Annotated in this window: 5 protein-coding genes and 1 pseudogene; 2 read left to right on the plus strand and 4 right to left on the minus strand. The window is 72.7% G+C overall.

Features of this window, described 5'->3' with window-relative positions:
- A pseudogene (locus tag GTW43_RS35775) lies at window positions 1-117 on the plus strand (TetR family transcriptional regulator); the annotation flags it as partial.
- A gap of 79 nt (window positions 118-196) precedes the next feature.
- On the opposite strand, the gene GTW43_RS35780 reads toward GTW43_RS35775, so the two are convergent.
- From GTW43_RS35780 to GTW43_RS35790, 3 genes are read right to left on the minus strand one after another with little or no spacing between them, the layout of a single operon-like run.
- Window positions 197-1,087, minus strand: coding sequence for a geranyl diphosphate 2-C-methyltransferase (locus GTW43_RS35780; protein WP_161306141.1), 891 nt, complete (start codon window positions 1,085-1,087; stop codon window positions 197-199).
- A gap of 33 nt (window positions 1,088-1,120) precedes the next feature.
- Window positions 1,121-2,425 carry a family 2 encapsulin nanocompartment cargo protein terpene cyclase gene (locus tag GTW43_RS35785; RefSeq protein ID WP_161306142.1) on the minus strand — a complete coding sequence of 435 codons (1,305 nt, stop codon included), beginning with the start codon at window positions 2,423-2,425 and terminating at the stop codon, window positions 1,121-1,123.
- Between the two features lie 45 nt (window positions 2,426-2,470).
- Window positions 2,471-3,883, minus strand: a complete 1,413-nt coding sequence (locus GTW43_RS35790; RefSeq protein ID WP_161306143.1) for a family 2B encapsulin nanocompartment shell protein — start codon at window positions 3,881-3,883, stop codon at window positions 2,471-2,473.
- A 469-nt stretch (window positions 3,884-4,352) separates the two neighbouring features.
- On the opposite strand from GTW43_RS35790, the gene GTW43_RS35795 reads away from it, so the two are divergent.
- The gene (locus GTW43_RS35795; protein ID WP_161306144.1) at window positions 4,353-5,567 is read left to right on the plus strand and encodes an FAD-dependent monooxygenase; all 1,215 of its coding nucleotides are present in this window, start codon (window positions 4,353-4,355) and stop codon (window positions 5,565-5,567) included.
- 42 nt (window positions 5,568-5,609) lie between these two features.
- On the opposite strand, the gene GTW43_RS35800 is transcribed toward GTW43_RS35795, so the two are convergent.
- On the minus strand, window positions 5,610-6,018 hold a 409-nt coding region (locus GTW43_RS35800), incomplete at its 5' end, for an FAD-dependent monooxygenase (RefSeq protein ID WP_343246221.1).

Here is a 6,018-nt window from a genome sequence, read left to right on the forward strand (position 1 = left end):
GAGGTGTTCTGGGCGTCGCTGCACGGACTGGCGACCCTGACCCGCGCGGGCCGGCTGCCGGCGGCCGAGGCCGGTCAGCGGGTGGATCTGCTGGTGGACCGCCTCGCCGCTCTCTGAGCCGCCCGGAGTGTGCGGCCGCGCCCGCGCAGGACGGCCGCGCCCCGTGCCGGGCGCGGCCGTCGGTGCGGTCGTGCCGTCAGACCCGGTCGGCGGCGATCAGCACGTACTGGAACGAGCCGTCCCGGTACGAGTTGATGAACGCCTCCTCGATCCCCGTCACGAGGGACGACGTGGCCCGCAGCTCCCAGTAGGGCAGCGTGTCCGGGGTGAGGTCGACGACGGCCTGCGGCACCAGCCGGTTGTCGGCCATGGCCCGCAGATACTCACGGCGTGAGTGGATGTTGCACTCGAAGTGCGCGTTGATCTGGGAGACCCACTTCGAGGGCTGCCCGTACCGCGGGTTCCAGCACCCGGTGATCGTGACGTAGCGGCCGCCGACCTCGAGCACCCGGGAGTGCTCGGCGAACAGGTCGTGCAGATCGACGTACATGCTCGACTCGTTGTTCCACGAGGCGGCCGCCTGCCCGGTCTCGAAGGGCGTGTCCAGCATGTTGCACACCCGGGCCCGGACGTGGTCCTCGATGCGCAGCTCGTGGGCGCGGTGGTTGGCGAAGTCGGCCTGCTTGGCCGACAGGGTGACCCCCTCGACGCGGCAGCCGAACCGCTGGTGCGCCATGACCATGGAGCCGCCGCGTCCGCAGCCGGCGTCGACCAGGGTGTCGTCCGGGCGGACGTCCCCGAGGTGGTCGAGGAGCAACTCCGCCTGGGCCGACTCGAGACGGTGGAGTTCGGCGATCAGCTTCTTCTCGCGCTCGCTGTCCTCGGCGTCGCCGAGCGCGGAGCGGTCGACCGCTCCGATGCCGTAGTGGTGGTGGTACAGCCCGTCGACATCGCCGAGCCGCAGGTTCACCGGACGCGCCTCGCCGTCCCAGTAGCGGGCGATGTCCCCCTGGTACGGCGTCGCCGGGCCGGGGATGAGCGGGGAGCCGGTGGTGGTGGCGGTGGCGGTGAGTTCGGTGCTGGTCACAGATGATGTCCGTTTCTCTTGCCGGTCGTTCTCTTACCAGAAGTCGGGCAGGGTGTAGCGGTAGGTGTTGGTCCGGTGCCAGTAGTGGTTGCCGTCGACCCAGGCGGCGACGCCGCGCAGGAAGCGCAGCAGGGTCGGCACCGGGCAGGCGGCGGCGAGGGCCGCGGCCTGTGTCTCGAAGGCGTGCATGAGCTCGTTGTGGACCTCGACCGCCTTCAGGTAGGCCGCGCGTTCGCCGAGGTCCTCCCGTTCGGCGATCACCACGGGCAGGTTCAGGTGCCGCCCGGGGGCGTCGAGTTCCTTGGTGTACGAGTAGAGGTCGTTGACGATCGTCGTCGCGTTGCCCGCGAGCGCGATGACCTTCTGCATCGCCGCCATGGCGTGCAGGTCCGCCGGGAGCTCGTAGCCGCCGACGATGTCGGTGATGGTCGGGCAGGGCCGGAAGTTGTTGAACTGGCGCATCGCCAGGTACTCCCACACCTCGGGCACCTTGGACTCCTGCGCCCAGGAGGCCTCGGCGAGATAGCCCAGGTGCAGGCGCGCCATGTCGTGCCGGTACCGGTCGGCCTGCGAGGCGCTGCCCGAGCGGACGAAGTACTCCATGGCGGAGCGGTACGCGCGCCGGGGCGCGTCCGCGTGCAGGGACCGCGCCCACTGCGGCTGGTACTCCTCGGTCGTGTACAGCGGATCCAGTGCCGTGTGGGCGAGGAGCAGCCGTTCGCCGAGGCCGACGGGCGAACCGCCGTGGTCCTCGCAGTAGCAGTCGTCCACCGCGTTCTCCGCCACCATCAGACGCGTGGCGATCATCACGTGGTCGACGGTGGGCGCGTCCGGATGGCACGCGACCATGTAACGGCCCACCGAGAACCCGTCGAACTCCTCCTCCCAGTCGTCCGGGTAGAGCGCGACCTCGTCCAGGGCCCAGGCCTTGATCCGGCGGCTGACCTCGTCGACCCGCGCCGGATCGGGATCGGGCACCGGGTGGAAGTAGAGCCCGGGCACCGGGGTGCCCGCGACCTGGGTCTCCGGCGCCGCGAAGGACTCGGGCCGGGGCGAGAAGGACAGGCCGCTCGTCCCGAGGCCGGTCGGACCGCCGAGCACCCGGGCGAGACCGGCACCCGGAGCCGGTGTCCCCTCTGATGGCGGCGATGGAGATGGCGATGGTGACGGCGGCGCCGGAGCGGTGCTGGTGCCGGGCGGGGCGGCAGCGAGGGGCGCCCCGAACACGGCGGCGATGTCGCGGGCGCGGGCCGCCGCGTCGGCGAGCACGTGCGCTCCGACGGGCGGGGCGGCCGCCGTGGGGCTCGGCCGTGGTGGTGTCGGCTCAGGCGCAGGCATCCGTGAACTCCTAGGTGACAGGGGCCGGTCGGCGGCGCGGACCGGCTACCGGGGCCAGTGGCCGATCTGCACGTTCTCCAGGACACCGACCGCGTCCGGCACGAGGATCGCCGCCGAGTAGTAGGTGCTGACCAGGTAGGACGTGATGGCCTGCTCGTCGATGCCCATGAAGCGCACGGAGAGACCCGGCTCGTACTCGTCCGGCAGGCCGGTCTGGCGCAGGCCGATGACGCCCTGGTTCTCCTCGCCGGTGCGCATGCAGAGGATGGAGCTGGTGCGCTCCTTGGTGATCGGGATCTTGTTGCACGGCAGGATCGGCACCCCGCGCCAGGCCGGCACCTGCTGGCCGCCGAGGTCGACATGGTCCGGGTACAGGCCCCGGGCGTTGAAGCCGCGTCCGATCGCGGCGATCGTCTTCGGGTGGGCGAGGAAGAACTTGGATCCCCGCCGCCGGCAGAGCAGTTCGTCCATGTCGTCCGGGGTCGGGGGTCCCGCGTGCGGCTGGAGGCGCTGCTTGAAGTCGGCGTTGTGCAGGAGCCCGAACTCCCGGTTGTTGACCAGCTCGTGCTCCTGCCGCTCCCGCAGCGCCTCTACGGTCAGCCGGAGTTGCTCCTCCGTCTGGTTCATTGGCTGGTTGTAGAGGTCGGCGACCCTCGTGTGGACGCGCAGGATCGTCTGGGCGACCGAGAGTTCGTACTCGCGCGGCTTCGACTCGTAGTCGACGAACGCGCCGGCCAGCTCGTGCTCGCCCGTGTGTCCGGCGGACATCGCGATCTCGGCCTCGCCGCGGTGGTTCTGCGGCCGGGCGGCGCGGGAGCTGAACTCGTCGATGTGCGCTCGCAGGTGCGGCGCCGAGGCGACGACGGCGGCGAAGTCCGCGCGGGAGAGGGTCAGCAGGGTGCCCGAGGTCTCGGCGATCGCCGTGTGCTCCCACCGGGCGTCGTCGTCGAGCAGCACGTGCTCGCCGAACCGGTCGCCGTCGGCGAGCACGTCGAGGGCGACCTCGTCGTCGTAACTGCCCTCGGACGTCCGGCTGATACGGCCGTGCGCGACGAGGTGCAGCTGGTCGGCGGGCGCGCCGCGGACCACGAGCGTCTCTCCGCTCTCGAAGTCCCGCTGGACGCAGCGGTCCGCGACGGCGGTCAGTACCTCGACGTCGTCGAAGCCGCTGAGCAGGGCCAGTTCGCCCAGCTCGCGGGGGATCACACGGACGCTCGCGCCGTCCTGGACGAACTCCACCCGGCCGTCGCCGACGGTGTAGCTCAGCCGTCGGTTCACCCGGTAGGCGCCGCCCTTGGTCTCCACCCACGGGAGCATGCGCAGCAGCCAGCGGGAGGTGATCTCCTGCATCTGCGGGGCGGACTTGGTCGTCGTGGCGAGATTGCGGGCGGCCGCCGTGCCGAGGCTGGTCTGCCGTGGCGGCTCGACGCTGGTCTCCGGACTCGAATCAATGCTCATCGGGCGAAATCTCCTGGGCGGGACGAGGGCGGGCACCTGTGGATGCCGCGGGACGATCGGAAGGAAGAGGGCGAACGGGACGTCGTCGCGGCGAGCCTGACGCTAGTGGCCACGTCGCACGCCGGGCCAAGGAGAGCCGGGGACATTAACTCGATGCGATGATCATGCCCACGCGGCGTTTGCCCAGGTACCCGCGAGATTCAGCCGCGTCGACGGCGCGTGCCGGCCCGGGCGCGCGGCACCCCCGGGCCCGGAAACGCATCCGGAATCCCCGGTTTCGGCCAGGCCCGCCCGGGGACCGGCGGTGACGGAGGTTTGGCCAGGGGCAGGGCGAGCGCCGGGAACATTCGTCCAATCCGTCGGCGGCGCCCTCGCGCGACCGTGGGCCGAGGGCCGTCTCGCGCGACGGTCCCGGCCACCGCGCGGGGCGGGGGAGAAGGACCAGGGCAGAAGGACCAGGAGGACCACCATGCGCGTACTCGTCTCCGGTGCCGGCGTCGCCGGACCCGTCCTGGCGTACTGGCTCACCCGGCACGGCTTCGCCGTCACGGTCGTCGAGCGCGCGCCCGCGGTGCGCAGGACCGGCGGTCACGCGGTCGACCTGTTCCGGCCCGCGCTGCGGATCTCCGCGCAGATGGGCGTACGCGCGCAGATCGAGGAGCGGGCCACGGGCACCCGGCGGCTGACGGTGTACCCGGAGGGTGCCGCGCGCCCCGTCCGCGCGGATCTCTCCAAGATCTTCGGTGCGGCGTCCGACGGCCATCTCGAGGTCATGCGGGACGACTTGAGCGCGATCTACCACGACGCGGCGTGCGACGACGTCGAGTACCTCTTCGACGACACGGTCACCGCCGTCGGGTCCGACGGCGCCGTGCGGTTCGAGCGGGCCGCACCGCGCCGCTTCGACCTCGTGATCGGCGCGGACGGGCTGCACTCGCGGGTGCGCCGGCTGGTCTTCGGAGAGGAGTCCCGCTTCACCGCGTTCATCGGTGCGCACCTGGCCGTGCTGACCCTGCCGAACCGCGACGGGCTCGACGGCGAGCTCCGGATGCACGTCGGTGTCGGCCGGACCGCCGGGCTCTACGGGGCACGGCATCTCGGCGACGCCCGGGTGCTGTTCCTCTTCCGCAGCGCAACGCCGTTCGCGGGCGGCCGGCACGACGTGACCCGGCAGAAGGAAGCGGTGCGCCGCGCGTTCGGCGCCCTGCACCCGGAGGTCGACCGCTGGCTGGAGGAGCTCGACCGCACCCCTGCGTTCTACTTCGACGCGATCACCCAGCTCCGCATGGACCGTTGGTCGCGGGGCCGGGTGACGCTCGTCGGGGACGCGGGCTACTGTCCCGGACCCGCCGTCGGCGGCAGCACGAGCCTCGCGGTCGTCGGCGCCTACGTCCTCGCCGGTGAGCTGGCGCGGGCGGGCGGCGACCACGAGCGGGCCTACCCCGCGTACGAGCGCGTGATGGCCGAGCACGTCCGCGCGAGCCGGGCCGGCGGGCTGAGCGCGGCCCGGACCCTGCTGCCCGCCTCGCGTCTCGGCGTGCGCGGGCTGGCCGAGGGCGCCCGGCTGATCTCCGCCCTGCCCGCGCGGCCCGGCCGCGCCCTGCTCCGTCTCGCCGCCCGGAACAGCCGCCGTCATGACGCGCTGCCGCTTCCCGACTATCCGTCAGGTGTGGTGCGGAACTGAGGTGTTCGCCGCGCCGTGGCGGGCCGGACGGGGCGGTGGGCCTCAGGCCGGCTGGACCCGGTCGAACAGGGCCAGCGCCTCGGCGGGGTCCGGGCTCACGAGCCGGTCGAGGCCCTCCGCGGTGATCCGCGCCCAGCGGCCCGCCCGGTCCCACATCCGCTCCTCGAAGGCGCGGACGGCCGAGTCCAGGTGCCCGGGGTCGTCGACGCCGGCGAGCGACTCGGCCAGCTCGGCGCCCTCCAGGAGCGCGAGGTTCGCCCCCGCGCCCAGCGGTGGCATCAGATGGGCGGCGTCGCCCAGGAGCGTCACGCCCGGGACATGCGCCCAGGTGTGGTCCGCGGGCAGGACGTGCAGCGGGCGGTGGACGAACGAGCGGCCCGCGCGCAGCAGATCGAGGAGCGGCGCGGCCCAGCCGTCGAACCGGGAGAGGAGGCTCGCCCGCACGGCCCCC

The organism is Streptomyces sp. SID5785, assembly GCF_009870065.1.
GTDB lineage: Bacteria > Actinomycetota > Actinomycetes > Streptomycetales > Streptomycetaceae > Streptomyces.

What these genes read in the sequence shown, in the direction of transcription:
- GTW43_RS35785 (WP_161306142.1), bottom strand. Translation starts at nt 2,425, where the DNA reads ATGCCTGCGCCTGAGCCGACACCACCACGGCCGAGCCCCACGGCGGCC.
- GTW43_RS35790 (WP_161306143.1), bottom strand. Translation starts at nt 3,883, where the DNA reads ATGAGCATTGATTCGAGTCCGGAGACCAGCGTCGAGCCGCCACGGCAG.
- GTW43_RS35795 (WP_161306144.1), top strand. Translation starts at nt 4,353, where the DNA reads ATGCGCGTACTCGTCTCCGGTGCCGGCGTCGCCGGACCCGTCCTGGCG.